The organism is Pseudomonas marginalis (assembly GCF_024169655.1).
In the GTDB taxonomy this organism is placed as follows: domain Bacteria; phylum Pseudomonadota; class Gammaproteobacteria; order Pseudomonadales; family Pseudomonadaceae; genus Aquipseudomonas; species Aquipseudomonas paraveronii.
In genome coordinates, this window is the sequence record NZ_JALJWV010000001.1 from 777,621 (window position 1) to 792,554 (window position 14,934).

Here is a 14,934-nt window from a genome sequence, read left to right on the forward strand (position 1 = left end):
GCAGGCGCGCAGTATCGCATAAGTAGGCGCGTAGTTCGCCTGCTCTTTATCTATAGGCGCAAACTCTTTCAATGAATCTGCTCAAATCGTTGGCTGCCGTCAGCTCGATCACGATGATCTCCCGGGTTTTGGGGTTTGTACGTGACACCCTGTTGGCGCGCATTTTTGGCGCCAGCATGGCCACGGACGCGTTCTTTATTGCCTTTAAATTGCCCAACCTGTTGCGGCGGATCTTCGCCGAGGGCGCGTTTTCCCAGGCGTTCGTGCCGATTCTGGCGGAATACAAGACGCAGCAGGGCGAGGAGGCGACCCGCACATTCATTGCCTATGTCTCGGGCTTGCTGACCCTGGTGCTGATGCTGGTGACTGTGATCGGCATGCTCGCCGCGCCGTGGGTGATCTGGGCCACGGCGCCCGGGTTTGCCAATACGCCGGAAAAATTCGCGCTGACCACTGATCTGCTGCGGGTGACTTTCCCCTACATATTGCTGATCTCCCTGTCATCCCTGGCCGGCGCCATCCTCAATACCTGGAACCGTTTCTCGGTGCCGGCATTCGTGCCGACCCTGCTTAACGTCAGCATGATTATTTTCGCGCTGTTCCTCACGCCCTACTTCGATCCGCCGGTCATGGCCCTGGGCTGGGCGGTATTGGCCGGTGGCCTGGCGCAATTGCTCTACCAACTGCCGCACCTGAAAAAGATCGGCATGCTCGTGTTGCCGCGCCTGAACCTCAAGGACACCGGCGTCTGGCGCGTGATGCGCAATATGCTGCCGGCGATCCTCGGGGTGTCGGTCAGCCAGATTTCCCTGATCATCAACACAGCGTTTGCGTCGCTGCTGGTGTCCGGTTCGGTGTCGTGGATGTACTACGCCGATCGCTTGATGGAGCTGCCGTCCGGCGTCCTCGGCGTGGCCCTGGGCACGATTTTGCTGCCGACGCTGGCGCGTACCTACGCGAGCAAGGACCGCCATGAATACTCGCGCATTCTCGATTGGGGTTTGCGCCTGTGCTTCGTGCTGGTGTTGCCGTGTTCCCTGGCGCTGGGAATCCTGGCTGAGCCACTGACGGTGTCACTATTCCAGTACGGGCAATTCAGCGCGCACGATGCCTTGATGACCCAGCATGCGCTGATCGCCTACTCCGTCGGTCTGCTCGGCATCATCGTGATCAAAGTGCTGGCGCCGGGTTTCTACGCCCAGCAAAACATCCGCACGCCGGTGAAGATCGCGATCTTCACGCTGATCGTCACGCAATTGCTCAACTTGGTGTTTATCGGTCCGCTGGCTCACGCCGGCCTGGCTTTGGCCATCAGCGCCGGTGCCTGCATCAATGCCGGCCTGCTGTTTTACCAACTGCGCAAACAGCAGATGTTCCAGCCGCAGCCTGGCTGGGGGATGTTTGCCCTCAAGCTGCTGGTGGCGGTGGCGATGATGTCGGCGGTATTGCTGGGCCTGATGCACTTCATGCCGGCCTGGGATCAAGGCCATATGCTCGAGCGTTTCCTGCGCCTGGGCGTGCTGGTGGTGGCGGGCGTGGTGGTGTACTTCGGCATGTTGCTGCTGCAAGGTTTCCGCCTGCGGGATTTCAATCGCAAGACGCTGGGTTAGAGGGTTTGCCGCGATAAAACCGGTGTTTTATCGATTCCATCCGTTTTGCCCTGCGCTGTTGCCTGTGATCCGGGGCCGGGTGTGGTTATAATCGACCACTTTATGAGCAAGAAGCGCGTTATGCAGCTGGTTCGAGGTCTCCACAACCTGCGCCCCCAGCATCGGGGCTGCGTCGCCACTATTGGCAACTTTGACGGTGTACACCGTGGCCACCAGGCTATCCTGGCCCGGCTGCGCGAGCGTGCGGTCGAGTTGGGCGTGCCCAGCTGCGTGGTGATTTTTGAGCCACAGCCGCGGGAATTCTTTACCCCGGAAACGGCACCGGCGCGCCTGGCCCGGTTGCGCGACAAGCTGCAACTGTTGGCGGAGGAGGGTGTGGACCGTGTGCTGTGCCTGGCCTTCAACCAGCGTTTGCGCAGCCTCAGCGCCGCCGAGTTCGTCGACCGTATCCTGGTGGATGGCTTGGGCGTGCAGCATCTGGAGGTCGGCGACGACTTCCGTTTTGGGTGTGACCGGGTCGGCGATTTCGATTTTCTGCAACACGCTGGCGTGACCCAGGGTTTTACCGTCGAAGCCGCGCAAACCGTCGAACTGGACGGCCTGCGCGTGAGCAGTACCCAGGTGCGTAATGCCTTGGCTGCCGCCGACTTCGCCTTGGCCGAGCGTTTGCTCGGTCGTCCGTTCCGCATTGCCGGACGGGTATTGCACGGCCAGAAGCTGGCGCGCCAACTGGGCACGCCAACCGCTAACGTGCAGCTCAAGCGCCGTCGTGTGCCGCTGACCGGGGTTTACCTGGTGAGTGTCGACATCGACGGCCAATCGTGGCCGGGAGTCGCCAATATAGGCGTCAGGCCCACGGTTGCAGGTGATGGCAAGGCCCACCTGGAAGTTCACCTTTTGGATTTTGCCGGTGATCTGTATGACCGGCGTTTGACGGTGGTTTTCCACCAAAAGCTGCGTGAAGAGCAGCGTTTCGCCTCCCTTGAGGCGTTGAAAACGGCGATCAATGCGGATGTCGCCGCCGCCCGTGCCCTAGCCGCACCTAGCGCCCATCGCTAACCGAAGAGCCTTAAATGACCGACTATAAAGCCACGCTAAACCTTCCGGACACCGCCTTCCCAATGAAGGCCGGCCTGCCACAGCGCGAACCGCAGATCCTGCAGCGCTGGGACAGTATTGGCCTGTACGGAAAGTTGCGCGAGATTGGCAAGGATCGTCCGAAATTCGTCCTGCACGACGGCCCTCCTTATGCCAACGGCACGATTCACATCGGTCATGCGCTGAACAAGATTCTCAAGGACATGATCGTCCGCTCGAAGACCCTGTCGGGTTTCGACGCGCCGTATGTCCCGGGTTGGGATTGCCACGGCCTGCCGATCGAACACAAAGTCGAAGTGACCCACGGCAAGAACCTGGGCGCCGATAAAACCCGCGAACTGTGCCGTGCCTACGCCACCGAGCAGATCGAAGGGCAGAAGTCCGAGTTCATCCGCCTGGGCGTCCTGGGCGACTGGGCCAACCCGTACAAAACCATGGACTTCAAGAACGAGGCCGGTGAAATCCGCGCCTTGGCCGAAATCGTCAAGGGCGGTTTCGTGTTCAAGGGCCTCAAACCCGTGAACTGGTGCTTCGACTGCGGTTCGGCCCTGGCTGAGGCGGAAGTCGAGTACGAAGACAAGAAGTCCTCGACCATCGACGTGGCCTTCCCGATCGCCGACGACGCCAAGCTGGCCGCGGCCTTTGGCCTGGCAAGCCTGGCCAAGCCGGCCGCCATCGTGATCTGGACCACCACCCCGTGGACCATCCCCGCCAACCAGGCGCTGAACGTCCACCCGGAATTCACCTACGCCCTGGTGGATGTTGGTGATCGCCTGCTGGTGCTGGCCGAAGAGATGGTCGAAGCCTGCCTGGCGCGTTACGCGCTGGAAGGTTCGGTGATCGCCACCACCACCGGTACCGCGCTGGAACTGATCAACTTCCGTCACCCGTTCTACGACCGCCTGTCGCCGGTGTACCTGGCTGACTACGTTGAACTGGGCGCCGGTACCGGCATCGTTCACTCCGCTCCTGCTTACGGCGTAGACGACTTCGTGACCTGCAAAGCCTATGGCATGGTCAACGACGACATCTTGAACCCGGTGCAGAGCAACGGTGTTTATGCGCCGTCTCTGGAGTTCTTCGGCGGCCAGTTCATCTTCAAGGCCAACCAGCCGATCATCGACAAGCTGTCGGAAGTCGGCGCGCTGTTGCACACCGAGACCATCAGCCACAGCTACATGCACTGCTGGCGCCACAAGACCCCGCTGATCTACCGCGCCACCGCGCAGTGGTTCATCGGTATGGATAAAGAACCGGCCAGTGGCGAAACGCTGCGTAACCGCGCGATCAAAGCCATCGAGGACACCAAGTTCGTCCCGGCCTGGGGCCAGGCGCGCCTGCACTCGATGATCGCCAACCGTCCGGACTGGTGCATCTCCCGCCAGCGCAACTGGGGCGTGCCGATCCCGTTCTTCCTTAACAAGGAAAGCGGCGAGCTGCACCCGCGTACCGTCGAACTGATGGAAGTCGTGGCCCAGCGCGTTGAGCAGGAAGGCATCGAAGCCTGGTTCAAGCTGGACGCCGCCGAGCTGCTGGGCGACGAAGCGCCGCTGTACGACAAGATCAGCGACACCCTTGATGTGTGGTTCGACTCCGGCACCACCCATTGGCACGTGCTGCGCGGTTCGCACCCGATGGGTCACGAAACCGGCCCGCGCGCCGACCTGTACCTGGAAGGTTCGGACCAGCACCGTGGCTGGTTCCACTCGTCGCTTTTGACCGGTTGCGCCATCGACGACCACGCACCGTACCGCGAACTGCTGACCCACGGTTTCACCGTCGACGAAAACGGCCGCAAGATGTCCAAGTCCCTGGGCAACGTGATCGCGCCGCAAAAGGTCAACGACACCCTGGGCGCCGACATCATGCGCCTGTGGGTCGCCTCGACCGATTATTCGGGCGAGATGGCCGTGTCGGAGCAGATCCTGCAGCGCAGCGCCGATGCCTACCGTCGTATCCGTAATACCGCACGCTTCATGCTGTCGAACCTGACCGGTTTCAACCCGGCCACCGACATCCTCCCGGCCGAGGACATGCTCGCCCTGGACCGTTGGGCCGTGGACCGTACCCTGTTGCTGCAACGCGAATTGCAGGAGCACTACGGTGAATACCGCTTCTGGAACGTCTATTCGAAGATTCACAACTTCTGCGTGCAGGAGCTGGGCGGTTTCTACCTCGACATCATCAAGGACCGCCAGTACACCACCGGCGCCAACAGCAAGGCGCGCCGCTCGGCGCAGACCGCGCTGTATCACATCTCCGAAGCGTTGGTGCGCTGGATCGCGCCGATCCTGGCCTTCACCGCCGACGAACTGTGGGAATACCTGCCGGGCGAGCGCAACGAGTCCGTGATGCTCAACACCTGGTACGAAGGCCTGACCGAACTGCCGGCCGACTTCGAACTGGGCCGCGCATACTGGGAAGGCGTGATGGCGGTGAAAGTGGCCGTGAACAAGGAGCTGGAAGTCCAGCGTGCGGCCAAGGCCGTCGGTGGCAACCTGCAAGCCGAAGTCACCCTGTTTGCCGAGGAAGGCCTGAGCGCCGACCTGGCCAAGCTGAGCAACGAACTGCGCTTCGTGCTGATCACCTCCACCGCGAGCCTGGCGCCATTCGCCCAGGCCCCGGCGGACGCCGTGGCCACCGAGGTGCCTGGCCTCAAGCTCAAAGTCGTCAAGTCGGCCTTCCCTAAGTGCGCCCGTTGCTGGCACTGCCGTGAAGATGTTGGCGTGAACCCTGAGCATCCGGAAATCTGCGGTCGTTGCGTCGACAACATCAGCGGTGCCGGTGAGGTTCGTCACTATGCCTAATGCCAGTCGTTTCGGACGTCTTGGCTGGCTCGTATTGAGCGTGCTGGTCCTGGTCATCGACCAGGTCAGCAAGGCTCACTTCGAGGGCACCCTGGAGATGTTCCAGCAAATCGTGGTGATCCCGGATTACTTCAGTTGGACCCTGGCCTATAACACCGGCGCGGCGTTCAGCTTCCTTGCCGATGGCGGCGGCTGGCAGCGCTGGTTGTTCGCCCTGATCGCCGTGGTGGTCAGTGCGGTGCTGGTGGTCTGGCTCAAGCGCCTGGGGCGCGATGACACCTGGCTGGCCATCGCCTTGGCACTGGTGCTGGGCGGCGCGCTGGGCAACCTGTACGACCGCATCGCCTTGGGCCATGTGATCGATTTCATTCTGGTGCATTGGCAGAATCGCCATTACTTCCCGGCGTTCAATTTTGCTGACAGCGCCATCACCGTCGGTGCAATCATGCTGGCACTCGATATGTTCAAAAGTAAGAAAACCGGAGAGACCGTTCATGACTGATCAGGTATTGGCTGAACAACGCATCGGCCAGAACACGGAAGTCACCTTGCATTTCGCATTGCGCCTGGAGAATGGCGACACGGTCGACAGCACGTTCGACAAATCCCCGGCAACCTTCAAGGTGGGCGACGGCAACCTGCTGCCGGGTTTTGAAGCGGCCCTGTTCGGCTTCAAGGCGGGCGACAAGCGCACCCTGCAGATCCTGCCGGAAAACGCCTTTGGCCAGCCCAACCCGCAGAACGTACAGATCATCCCGCGTTCACAGTTCCAGGACATGGACCTGTCGGAAGGCCTGCTGGTGATTTTTAACGATGCGGCGAATACCGAGCTGCCGGGTGTGGTCAAAGCCTTCGATGATGCGCAAGTGACCATCGACTTCAACCACCCGTTGTCCGGTAAAACCTTGACGTTTGACGTAGAAATCTTCGACGTTAAAGCGCTCTAACTGACAGAACCGGCTCCTGCGGGCGCTGGCTTGTGTGGGAGCTGGCTTGCCTGCGATGGCATCACCTCGGTGTACCTGATACACCGAGTCGACCGCATCGCAGGCAAGCCAGCTCCCACAAAGACACGAGGCACAGCATGCAAATCAAACTCGCCAACCCCCGTGGCTTCTGCGCCGGCGTGGACCGGGCGATCGAAATCGTCAACCGCGCCCTGGAAGTCTTCGGGCCGCCGATTTACGTGCGCCATGAAGTCGTCCACAACAAATTCGTGGTCGAAGACTTGCGCGCTCGCGGCGCCATCTTTGTCGAAGAACTCGACCAGGTGCCGGACGACGTCATCGTAATCTTCAGTGCCCATGGTGTATCCCAGGCTGTACGTACCGAAGCGGCAGGCCGTGGCCTGAAAGTGTTCGATGCCACCTGCCCGTTGGTCACCAAGGTGCATATCGAGGTCGCGCGCTACAGCCGCGATGGCCGTGAATGCATCCTGATCGGCCACGCCGGCCACCCGGAAGTCGAAGGCACCATGGGCCAGTACGACGGCGGCAACGGTGGCGCGATCTACCTGGTGGAAGACGAGAAAGACGTCGCCAACTTGCAGGTACACAACCCGGAGCGTTTGGCCTTCGTCACCCAGACCACCTTGTCCATGGATGACACCAGCCGGGTGATCGATGCCCTGCGCACACGCTTCCCAGCGATTGGCGGCCCGCGCAAGGACGACATCTGCTACGCCACGCAAAACCGCCAGGATGCGGTCAAGCAACTGGCCGATGAATGTGATGTGGTGCTGGTCGTCGGCAGCCCTAACAGCTCCAACTCCAACCGCCTGCGTGAACTGGCTGAACGCATGGCCACGCCGGCGTACCTGATCGACGGCGCCGAGGACATGCAGCGCAGCTGGTTCGATGGCGTCGAGCGTATCGGCATCACGGCGGGCGCCTCGGCGCCGGAAGTCCTGGTGCGCGGTGTGATCCAACAGTTGCAGGCCTGGGGTGCCACAGGTGCCGATGAGTTGGCCGGTCGTGAGGAGAACATCACTTTCTCCATGCCCAAGGAGCTGCGGGTTCGTTCGCTGCTCTGAGTCCCAGGGTGTTGAGCGAGCCTCGGCATAATGCCTGCTCGGTTTTATCTCGGCGCAGGCTGATGCGCCCGCTGGGGGCCAGCACCACTTGAAACAGGCTTTGTGCCTGGTCCGTGGCGCATACATGCACGGTGCCAGCACGAAAGCCCCCGCCAGCAAAGACCGGCTCGCCCAGCCCGCTGAAGCGTACCTGGCTCCTGACCGGTCCATTGCCCACGATCTGCACGCGCCCATTGTCCTGGTGCTCCAGCAGCACGGGATTATCGTCGTCCAGATGGCCGTGCCCGTTCAGATCCACGATCACCCGCCAGCCCCGGCTCCAATCATCGTCCACGGCATGCATGACTACCGCCCGGTTGCGCGCGATGGCTTCGGTGCGCGCATAGCGCAGGCCGCCAGCCAACGACTGGGCAGCGCTTTGTCGCTGCTGGGATTCCAGCAAACCCTTGAAACTGGGTACCGCCAGTTGCGCAAGGATGCCGCTCAGGATAAGCCCGAGCAGTAGTTCGATCAGGGTGAAACCTCGCTGTGTCATGTGCCGTCCCTCCGTGGACGTGATGGATACTCAGATGGCATGCCTAGGTATAGCGTCCGGCTCGTGGTGTTGAATGCTGGCCTTTATGTCCAAAGTATTTCCCTTTGTTCCGGGAGCAGCGCAGGCCAAAAACCGGCGCTAGTCTTGGGCCGCACAGCAGGGTTTTCCTGCTTTTTTCCGGCCTTCGACAGGGATGACGACGGTAATGCTTGCTTGCCCGACTGCCTTTTTTCGACCTTTAACTTTCCGCCACCAAACCGGCATGACCCTGATCGAGGTGGTGGTGGCGGTGCTGATTCTCGTGATCGGCCTGTTGGGGGTCGCGGTGGTCCAGCTCAATGCACTCAAGTACACCGACAGCTCGCGGATGACCAGCCAGGCGAGCTTTATCGCCTACGACATGCTGGACCGCATTCGCGCCAACTCCGGCGCCGACTACTCGTGGGCGCGAAGCGAGCGCGCACCACCGTTCACGTCGACGGCCAGTGTGCGTGACCTCGACCTGCACGATTTCGAGGCCAACATCCTCGGTTTCGCCGGTGACAGCGGCAGTGGCTCGGTGGTCGTTCGTGCCAATGAAGTGATCGTCAGCATCAGTTGGGATGACGCCAGGGGGGCAAAAAACGCTGGGGCGAGGGAAATATTCACACTCACCAGTCGCGTCGCCGACGAATCGCAGGTGGTGCAATGAAGCGACGGGAGCAGGGTTTCAGCTTGCTGGAGTTGCTGCTGGCATTGACGCTTGGGCTGGTGCTGAGCCTCGGGGTCAGCCAAGTCGCCATCAGCGCTCGAACGACCCATGCCAGCCAGCAGGCCGCCATGCTGCTGCAGGATGATGCGCGGTTTGCGCTCGGCAAACTGATTCAGGACATTCGTCTGGCGGGCATGTTGGGTTGCCTGGATACGGCATTGATCGAAGGTGCGCCGTTGGCCTTCGAACGGCCCATCAGTTGGAGTGTCGCGGATGCTTCAATGTCTCTGACCCTGGTTAGCGCAGAGGTCGGCGCGGACGGCGGCAAGCCGGATTGGACTGTGTTGTCCGACTGCACCGGTTCTGCCCACGCTTATGCTGGCATCCCACCCCCTGCTGCGCCGGGGCAGATACGCTTTGCGATACGTCAGCTTACCTACACCTTCGAGGCCGGCCAGTTGAAAGTCAGCACCCCGGCAGCCCCGGCCAAGACAGTACTGGTGGACAACGTGCAGGCGTTCGAGATCAGTTTCGGCGTGGCGGCCAAGCCTGATTCGACACATGTGGTGCGCTATGACCCTGGCCCTGCCGACGAATCGCTGATACGCAGTGTGCGCATCCTGTTGACGCTGCAAGACCCGGCAGGGTTGGTGAAGGCGCAAACCTGGAGCGTGGTTGCGGCGCTGCGTAACCGGCTGGGGTAGAGCGATCATGACGCTGTTTCGCATTGTTGAACGACGGCAGGCGGGCATGGTGCTGCTGATCAGTCTGGTGTTCCTGTTGTTGCTATCGATGATCGGATTGTCTTCGATGCAAGGTGCGGTGTCCCAGCAGAAGGTCGCCAGCAGTGTCTGGCACCGTAACCAGTCGCTGCAAAGTGCCGAAAGTGGCCTGAGGCTGGGGGAGGCGAGTGTGCGTCAGGCCGGTGGTGCGCGGCCTGTGTGCTCGTCGATCATCACCTGTGCGCCGCCGCGCGAATCGTCTTCGGTGATAAGTCCTGGAACCCATCCCGTTTCGACGGTGAACTGGGTTGCCATGAGCGGCGGTCTCTACGCTGTTCAAGCGCTCGGGCCGGCGGTGGGGCTGGTTCACTTGCCCCCGCAGATGCCGGCAATGGTGTATCGGGTCACGGCGGTGGGGTTCAGTGGCCAGTCGCGCACGGTGCTGGAGGCCATGTATGCACGGGTGGACGAAGGCGGGCGCTCGCGGTTTCGGCGAGTGATGTGGCGACAACTTTATTAAGGAGCAGTGCAATGGGCATGGATAGCCAGGGTTTTACGTTGATTGAATTACTGATCGCCGTAGCGATCATCGCTGTGCTGGCCGGTATCGCTTATCCGGGGTATGTCGGCCATGTAAACAGGGCCTACCGCGCGGAAATTGTCGTGCTGTTGACCGAGCACGCTCAGCATCTGGAGCGGTATTACACGAAGAACGGCAGTTTTATTGATGCAAGCGGCGTCAGCGTTGGCAATGATCGCTATAGAATCGCTGCAGTATTGAACCCTCAGGATTTCAGCCTGCTGGCCACACCTGGCGTCGACTCTGTCATGGCGGGCGACGCTTGCGGGGCATTCAGCCTGACCAGTTCCGGTGTGCGAACCAATCCGGGAGCGGCGCCGGGAATGTCACGCAAGGCGTGCTGGGGGCAGTGATGGGTGTGCTGAATGAGTGGGCGCCGAGTGCGCTTTTCCCTTTTTATCGGCTGGATCAAATGATGGCTAAGCAACAGCGAGTGGTGGTTGTCGGTGGCGGAGTAATCGGCTTGTTGACGGCGTTCAATCTGGCGACCCAGGGGCAGGCGGTCGTACTGCTGGAGCGCTCGGGGCTTGGGCAGGAGTCCTCGTGGGCAGGTGGCGGCATTGTCTCGCCCCTGTATCCGTGGCGCTACAGCCCGGCGGTCACGGCTTTGGCCCATTGGTCCCAGGACTTTTATCCACAACTGGCCGAGCGCTTGTTTGCTGATACCGGCGTTGACCCGCAGGTTCACACCACCGGCCTCTACTGGCTGGACCTGGAAGATGAAGCCGACGCGCTGGCCTGGGCCGCGCGCGAAGGGCGACCGTTGAGCAAGGTGGCTGTGTCGGCCGTCCATGATGCGGTTCCGGTGCTCGGCGGTGGGTACTCCCAGGCGATCTACATGGAAAATGTGGCGAATGTGCGCAACCCGCGCCTGATCAAATCTCTCAAGGCGGCGCTGTTGGCGCTCCCTGGCGTGACGGTTCACGAGCAGTGCGAAGTTGACGGGTTTGTGTTGGACGGCGACAACGTCGTCGGGGTGAATACGCCCACTGGGCCGGTTCTTGGTGATCAGGTCGTGCTTGCGGCGGGTGCCTGGAGTGGAGAATTGCTGGGCAAACTGGGATTGTCACTGCCGGTTGAGCCGGTCAAAGGCCAGATGATTCTGTACAAATGCGCCTCGGATTTTCTGTCGAGCATGGTCCTGGCCAAGGGGCGTTATGCGATCCCCCGGCGTGACGGGCACATTCTGATTGGCAGTACCCTGGAACATGAAGGGTTCGACAAGACGCCGACCGAGTCGGCGCTGGAGAGCCTGAAGGCTTCGGCCGTGGAGTTGATTCCCGCCTTGGCGGATGCCGAGGTGGTGGGCCATTGGGCGGGCCTGCGGCCAGGCTCGCCGGAAGGTATTCCCTACATCGGCCCGGTCCCTGGTTTCAACGGGCTGTGGCTCAATTGCGGGCATTATCGCAACGGCCTCGTGCTGGCACCGGCGTCCTGCCAGTTATTCGCCGATTTGCTGCTGGAGTGCACGCCGATCATCGACCCGGCACCCTATGCGCCGGCAGGTCGGATCAACGTTGGATAGCTTTCGGCCCTTGTTCCAGGTGCGCCTGGGTGCAATACCATTCTTGCCGTGAGCTCAGTGCCCGGTCCTGCGGCAGATGCACGCCGCAGTGAGCGCAGCGCACCATCGGCGTGGCGTCGGGTTCGCCGGAGCGCTGCTGTTTGATGGCCGGGTTTTTGAATTTGCGCCAGAACCATACCGCGGCAGCAATGACGGCAATCCAGAACAGTAGACGAACCATGATGGGTAGTTTCTCGACAAGGAATGCGCCAGTTTAGCCAAGGACGTGGCAGGCGCACAGCGCAATAATGCTTGCGCATAAAAAAGGGAGCCCCGAAGGGCTCCCTTTTTACGTTGCGTCGAATGATCAGTCGAACACGCCGAAGGTCATGTAGCTGAACCACGAGCGGTCCTGGTTGTTGCCCAGGGCTTGCGGCGCTTCCTCTTCGATCACATCGCCATTTTCATCATGGGGCTTGAGGTCCGCAGGGATGGCTTCCTTGGCGTCCTGGAACTGCTTGACCACGTCCTGGTTGGCGCGGGTTTCTCCCGGCGGCAGCGGTGGACGGGACTCGATCAGGCCCAGGGTGTACTTGCTCAGCCACGAACGGTTGTCGGCTTCGGCAACCTGAGGCACGAACTGGCCGTCTTTCAGGCTAGGGTGGTCCGGGTAGTTGAGCTTCAGGGTTTCCAGGCTGGTGGTCGCCAGGGCGTCCAGGTGCAGGCGCTGGTAAGCCTCGGTCATCACCGCCAGGCCGTCACCCACGGAAGGGGTTTCCTGGAAGTTTTCCACGACATAACGGCCGCGGTTGGCAGCGGCCACGTAGGCCTGACGGGTCAGGTAGTAATGGGCTACGTGGATTTCGTAGGCGGCCAGCAGGTTGCGCAGGTAGATCATGCGCTGCTTGGCGTCCGGCGCGTAGCGGCTGTTGGGGTAGCGGCTGGTCAACTGGGCGAACTCGTTGTAGGAGTCGCGGGCAGCGCCCGGGTCACGCTTGGTCATGTCCAGCGGCAGGAAGCGCGCCAGCAGGCCCACGTCCTGGTCGAACGAGGTCAGGCCCTTGAGGTAGTAGGCGTAGTCCACGTTCGGGTGCTGCGGGTGCAGGCGGATAAAACGCTCGGCGGCGGACTTGGCAGCTTCCGGCTCGGCGTTCTTGTAGTTGGCGTAGATCAGCTCGAGCTGGGCCTGGTCGGCATAGCGCCCGAACGGATAGCGCGACTCCAGGGCCTTCAGCTTGGCTGTGGCGCTGGTGTAGCTATTATTGTCCAAGTCTTTTTGAGCTTGTTGATACAGCTCGACTTCGCTCAGGTTTTCGTCGACGACTTCCTTTGTTGACGAGCAAGCAGCAGTCATGGCGAGGATGGCGATCAGCAGCAGGTGTTTCACTTGCATGGCGGCTTGCGTCCCTATGACGGCCGCTGTCTTGGGCGGGGCCGTCCTGTTATGATGAGCGCCCCGTTGAAAGCATCGGGGCAAAAGACGCCGTATTTAACCACAAGCGCGCAGCCGAAACCAAAGGCTGTGCCACGCCTAGTCTGAGCATGTCCGATAAAATTGAACTTCGCGCAGAGGTGCCGTCCGAATTGGGCGGCCAACGCCTCGATCAAGTCGCCGCACAATTATTCGCTGAGCACTCGCGCTCGCGCCTTTCCGCCTGGATCAAAGACGGCCGCCTGACTGTGGATGGAGCGGTTATCCGCCCGCGAGACATAGTCCATGGCGGTGCGATTCTTGAGCTGACTGCCGAGCAGGAAGCCCAGGGAGAATGGGTCGCCCAGGACATCGAGCTGGACATCGTCTATGAAGACGACGACATCCTGGTCATCAACAAACCCGCAGGCCTGGTGGTACACCCGGCGGCCGGGCACGCTGATGGCACCTTGCTCAATGCCCTGTTGCACCACGTGCCGGACATCATCAATGTCCCGCGCTGCGGCATCGTACACCGCCTGGACAAGGACACGACCGGCTTGATGGTGGTGGCCAAGACCATTCAAGCCCAGACGCAGCTGGTTACACAGTTGCAGAGCCGCAGCGTCAGCCGGATCTACGAGTGCATCGTGATCGGCGTCGTGGTGGCGGGTGGCAAAATCAACGCGCCTATCGGCCGGCACGGCCAGCAGCGCCAGCGTATGGCGGTGATGGAAGGCGGCAAACAGGCCGTTAGCCACTACCGTGTGCTGGAGCGTTTCCGCTCCCACACCCATGTGCGGGTCAAGCTGGAAACCGGCCGTACCCACCAGATTCGCGTACACATGGCGCACATCAACTTCCCGTTGGTCGGAGATCCTGCCTACGGTGGTCGCTTCCGTATTCCGCCAGCGGCCAGTGCCACCATGGTTGAATCGCTGAAATCCTTCCCGCGCCAGGCGCTGCATGCGCGTTTCCTGGAGCTGGATCATCCGACGAGCGGTAAGCGGATGAGCTGGGAATCGCCTCTGCCGGACGATCTGGTCTGGTTGCTGTCGCTGCTCAAGCAGGATCGCGAGGCATTTGTCGGGTGAGTGACTGGCTGATTCCTGACTGGCCCGCGCCGGCTCAGGTCAAGGCCTGCGTCACTACCCGTGCGGGCGGCGTCAGCCTGGCGCCGTTCGACAGCCTCAACCTGGGCGATCACGTCGAGGACAGCCCTGAGGCTGTGCTTGAGAATCGCCGTCGCCTCACCGAAGCCTTTCATATCCAGCCGGCCTGGCTGCGCCAAGTCCACGGAGTAAGCGTGGTCGAAGCCGACCCCGGGCGTATTGCCGAAGCCGATGGCAGTTGGACCAGTACGCCGGGCATCGCCTGCACCTCCATGACTGCTGATTGCTTGCCTGCGCTGTTCTGCAACCGCGCCGGCACGCGCGTCGCCGCTGCTCATGCGGGTTGGCGTGGCTTGGCCGCAGGCGTGCTCGAAGCCGCAGTCGAAAGCCTGGAAACCGAGCCTGCTGACGTATTGGTCTGGTTGGGCCCGGCCATTGGCCCGCAAGCCTTCGAAGTCGGCCCGGAAGTGCGGGAAGCATTCGTGCAGCAACTGCCGAGCACCGCCCAAGCCTTTGTGCCCAGCCGCAATCCCGGCAAGTTCATGGCCGACATCTACCAACTGGCTCGTCTGCGCCTGGCCGCACGCGGTATCACCGCCGTTTACGGCGGCGGGTACTGCACCGTGAGCGATCCGCGCTTTTTTTCTTACCGTCGCAGTCCACGCACGGGTCGGTTCGCCTCCCTTATTTGGCTGGAGCGCTAGACTCTTCTGATCTACGTCAACTGTCCGACGCTTGAATCTCCCAGAATCGACCACATCTATAGGGCTATCTGGCAGGTTTCTTCATTTAGGATGTGTTTGTAGCTCCGGCCTGCTCAAAAGGAAGGTGA

Annotated in this window: 16 protein-coding genes; 13 read left to right on the top strand and 3 right to left on the bottom strand. The window is 61.4% G+C overall.

The window, feature by feature from the left end:
* Positions 1-71 precede the first annotated feature (71 nt).
* The 6 genes from murJ to ispH all read left to right on the top strand — a co-directional run bounded on the left by murJ (position 72) and on the right by ispH (position 7,547).
* The gene (gene murJ, locus J2Y83_RS03405) at positions 72-1,610 is read left to right on the top strand and encodes a murein biosynthesis integral membrane protein MurJ (protein WP_253393339.1); all 1,539 of its coding nucleotides are present in this window, start codon (positions 72-74) and stop codon (positions 1,608-1,610) included.
* Between the two features lie 120 nt (positions 1,611-1,730).
* Positions 1,731-2,669, top strand: a complete 939-nt coding sequence (gene ribF, locus J2Y83_RS03410) for a bifunctional riboflavin kinase/FAD synthetase (RefSeq protein WP_017845491.1) — start codon at positions 1,731-1,733, stop codon at positions 2,667-2,669.
* A gap of 14 nt (positions 2,670-2,683) precedes the next feature.
* On the top strand, positions 2,684-5,515 hold the full coding sequence (gene ileS, locus J2Y83_RS03415; protein WP_253393340.1) for an isoleucine--tRNA ligase: 2,832 nt from the start codon (positions 2,684-2,686) through the stop codon (positions 5,513-5,515).
* A complete protein-coding gene (lspA, locus tag J2Y83_RS03420; RefSeq protein ID WP_247396698.1) occupies positions 5,508-6,017 on the top strand; it encodes a signal peptidase II in 510 nt (169 codons plus the stop codon). The genes ileS and lspA overlap by 8 nt, the downstream gene beginning before the upstream one ends.
* 7 nt (positions 6,018-6,024) lie before the next feature.
* Entirely contained in the window at positions 6,025-6,462 is a 438-nt protein-coding gene (locus tag J2Y83_RS03425) for an FKBP-type peptidyl-prolyl cis-trans isomerase (RefSeq protein WP_247396717.1), read from the top strand.
* Positions 6,463-6,599: 137 nt separating this feature from the next.
* Positions 6,600-7,547 (top strand): 4-hydroxy-3-methylbut-2-enyl diphosphate reductase, encoded by a 948-nt coding sequence (gene ispH, locus J2Y83_RS03430; protein WP_247396697.1) that lies wholly within the window; start codon positions 6,600-6,602, stop codon positions 7,545-7,547.
* Here ispH and J2Y83_RS03435 read toward each other — a convergent pair.
* Positions 7,501-8,082, bottom strand: a complete 582-nt coding sequence (locus J2Y83_RS03435) for a GspH/FimT family pseudopilin (RefSeq protein ID WP_253393341.1) — start codon at positions 8,080-8,082, stop codon at positions 7,501-7,503. The genes ispH and J2Y83_RS03435 overlap by 47 nt on opposite strands.
* A gap of 205 nt (positions 8,083-8,287) precedes the next feature.
* Between J2Y83_RS03435 and pilV the strand changes: the two genes are divergently transcribed.
* The 5 genes from pilV to thiO all read left to right on the top strand — a co-directional run bounded on the left by pilV (position 8,288) and on the right by thiO (position 11,600).
* Complete coding sequence (pilV, locus tag J2Y83_RS03440; protein ID WP_301294883.1) at positions 8,288-8,773, top strand: type IV pilus modification protein PilV; 486 nt, start codon at positions 8,288-8,290, stop codon at positions 8,771-8,773.
* Positions 8,770-9,477, top strand: coding sequence for a PilW family protein (locus tag J2Y83_RS03445; RefSeq protein WP_253393343.1), 708 nt, complete (start codon positions 8,770-8,772; stop codon positions 9,475-9,477). Before pilV ends, J2Y83_RS03445 begins: the two co-directional genes overlap by 4 nt.
* A gap of 7 nt (positions 9,478-9,484) precedes the next feature.
* A complete protein-coding gene (locus tag J2Y83_RS03450; protein WP_253393344.1) occupies positions 9,485-10,015 on the top strand; it encodes a pilus assembly PilX family protein in 531 nt (176 codons plus the stop codon).
* Positions 10,016-10,026: 11 nt separating this feature from the next.
* Positions 10,027-10,428, top strand: a complete 402-nt coding sequence (locus tag J2Y83_RS03455; protein ID WP_301294884.1) for a type IV pilin protein — start codon at positions 10,027-10,029, stop codon at positions 10,426-10,428.
* Positions 10,429-10,490: 62 nt separating this feature from the next.
* On the top strand, positions 10,491-11,600 hold the full coding sequence (gene thiO / locus J2Y83_RS03460; protein WP_253393345.1) for a glycine oxidase ThiO: 1,110 nt from the start codon (positions 10,491-10,493) through the stop codon (positions 11,598-11,600).
* On the opposite strand, the gene J2Y83_RS03465 is transcribed toward thiO, so the two are convergent.
* Together J2Y83_RS03465 and J2Y83_RS03470 are read right to left on the bottom strand one after the other, a co-directional pair.
* On the bottom strand, positions 11,587-11,820 hold the full coding sequence (locus J2Y83_RS03465) for a PP0621 family protein (RefSeq protein ID WP_253393346.1): 234 nt from the start codon (positions 11,818-11,820) through the stop codon (positions 11,587-11,589). The genes thiO and J2Y83_RS03465 overlap by 14 nt on opposite strands.
* A gap of 126 nt (positions 11,821-11,946) precedes the next feature.
* The gene (locus J2Y83_RS03470; protein ID WP_247396683.1) at positions 11,947-12,972 is read right to left on the bottom strand and encodes an outer membrane protein assembly factor BamD; all 1,026 of its coding nucleotides are present in this window, start codon (positions 12,970-12,972) and stop codon (positions 11,947-11,949) included.
* A 149-nt stretch (positions 12,973-13,121) separates the two neighbouring features.
* On the opposite strand from J2Y83_RS03470, the gene rluD reads away from it, so the two are divergent.
* A complete protein-coding gene (rluD, locus tag J2Y83_RS03475; RefSeq protein WP_253393347.1) occupies positions 13,122-14,084 on the top strand; it encodes a 23S rRNA pseudouridine(1911/1915/1917) synthase RluD in 963 nt (320 codons plus the stop codon).
* Entirely contained in the window at positions 14,081-14,806 is a 726-nt protein-coding gene (gene pgeF / locus J2Y83_RS03480) for a peptidoglycan editing factor PgeF (protein WP_253393348.1), read from the top strand. Before rluD ends, pgeF begins: the two co-directional genes overlap by 4 nt.
* Positions 14,807-14,934: the final 128 nt, after the last annotated feature.

Coding starts and splice junctions, on each gene's coding strand:
- murJ (WP_253393339.1), top strand. CDS start 72: ATGAATCTGCTCAAATCGTTGGCTGCCGTCAGCTCGATCACGATGATC.
- ribF (WP_017845491.1), top strand. CDS start 1,731: ATGCAGCTGGTTCGAGGTCTCCACAACCTGCGCCCCCAGCATCGGGGC.
- ileS (WP_253393340.1), top strand. CDS start 2,684: ATGACCGACTATAAAGCCACGCTAAACCTTCCGGACACCGCCTTCCCA.
- lspA (WP_247396698.1), top strand. CDS start 5,508: ATGCCTAATGCCAGTCGTTTCGGACGTCTTGGCTGGCTCGTATTGAGC.
- ispH (WP_247396697.1), top strand. CDS start 6,600: ATGCAAATCAAACTCGCCAACCCCCGTGGCTTCTGCGCCGGCGTGGAC.
- J2Y83_RS03435 (WP_253393341.1), bottom strand. CDS start 8,082: ATGACACAGCGAGGTTTCACCCTGATCGAACTACTGCTCGGGCTTATC.
- pilV (WP_301294883.1), top strand. CDS start 8,288: ATGCTTGCTTGCCCGACTGCCTTTTTTCGACCTTTAACTTTCCGCCAC.
- J2Y83_RS03445 (WP_253393343.1), top strand. CDS start 8,770: ATGAAGCGACGGGAGCAGGGTTTCAGCTTGCTGGAGTTGCTGCTGGCA.
- J2Y83_RS03450 (WP_253393344.1), top strand. CDS start 9,485: ATGACGCTGTTTCGCATTGTTGAACGACGGCAGGCGGGCATGGTGCTG.
- J2Y83_RS03455 (WP_301294884.1), top strand. CDS start 10,027: ATGGGCATGGATAGCCAGGGTTTTACGTTGATTGAATTACTGATCGCC.
- thiO (WP_253393345.1), top strand. CDS start 10,491: ATGGCTAAGCAACAGCGAGTGGTGGTTGTCGGTGGCGGAGTAATCGGC.
- J2Y83_RS03465 (WP_253393346.1), bottom strand. CDS start 11,820: ATGGTTCGTCTACTGTTCTGGATTGCCGTCATTGCTGCCGCGGTATGG.
- J2Y83_RS03470 (WP_247396683.1), bottom strand. CDS start 12,972: ATGCAAGTGAAACACCTGCTGCTGATCGCCATCCTCGCCATGACTGCT.
- rluD (WP_253393347.1), top strand. CDS start 13,122: ATGTCCGATAAAATTGAACTTCGCGCAGAGGTGCCGTCCGAATTGGGC.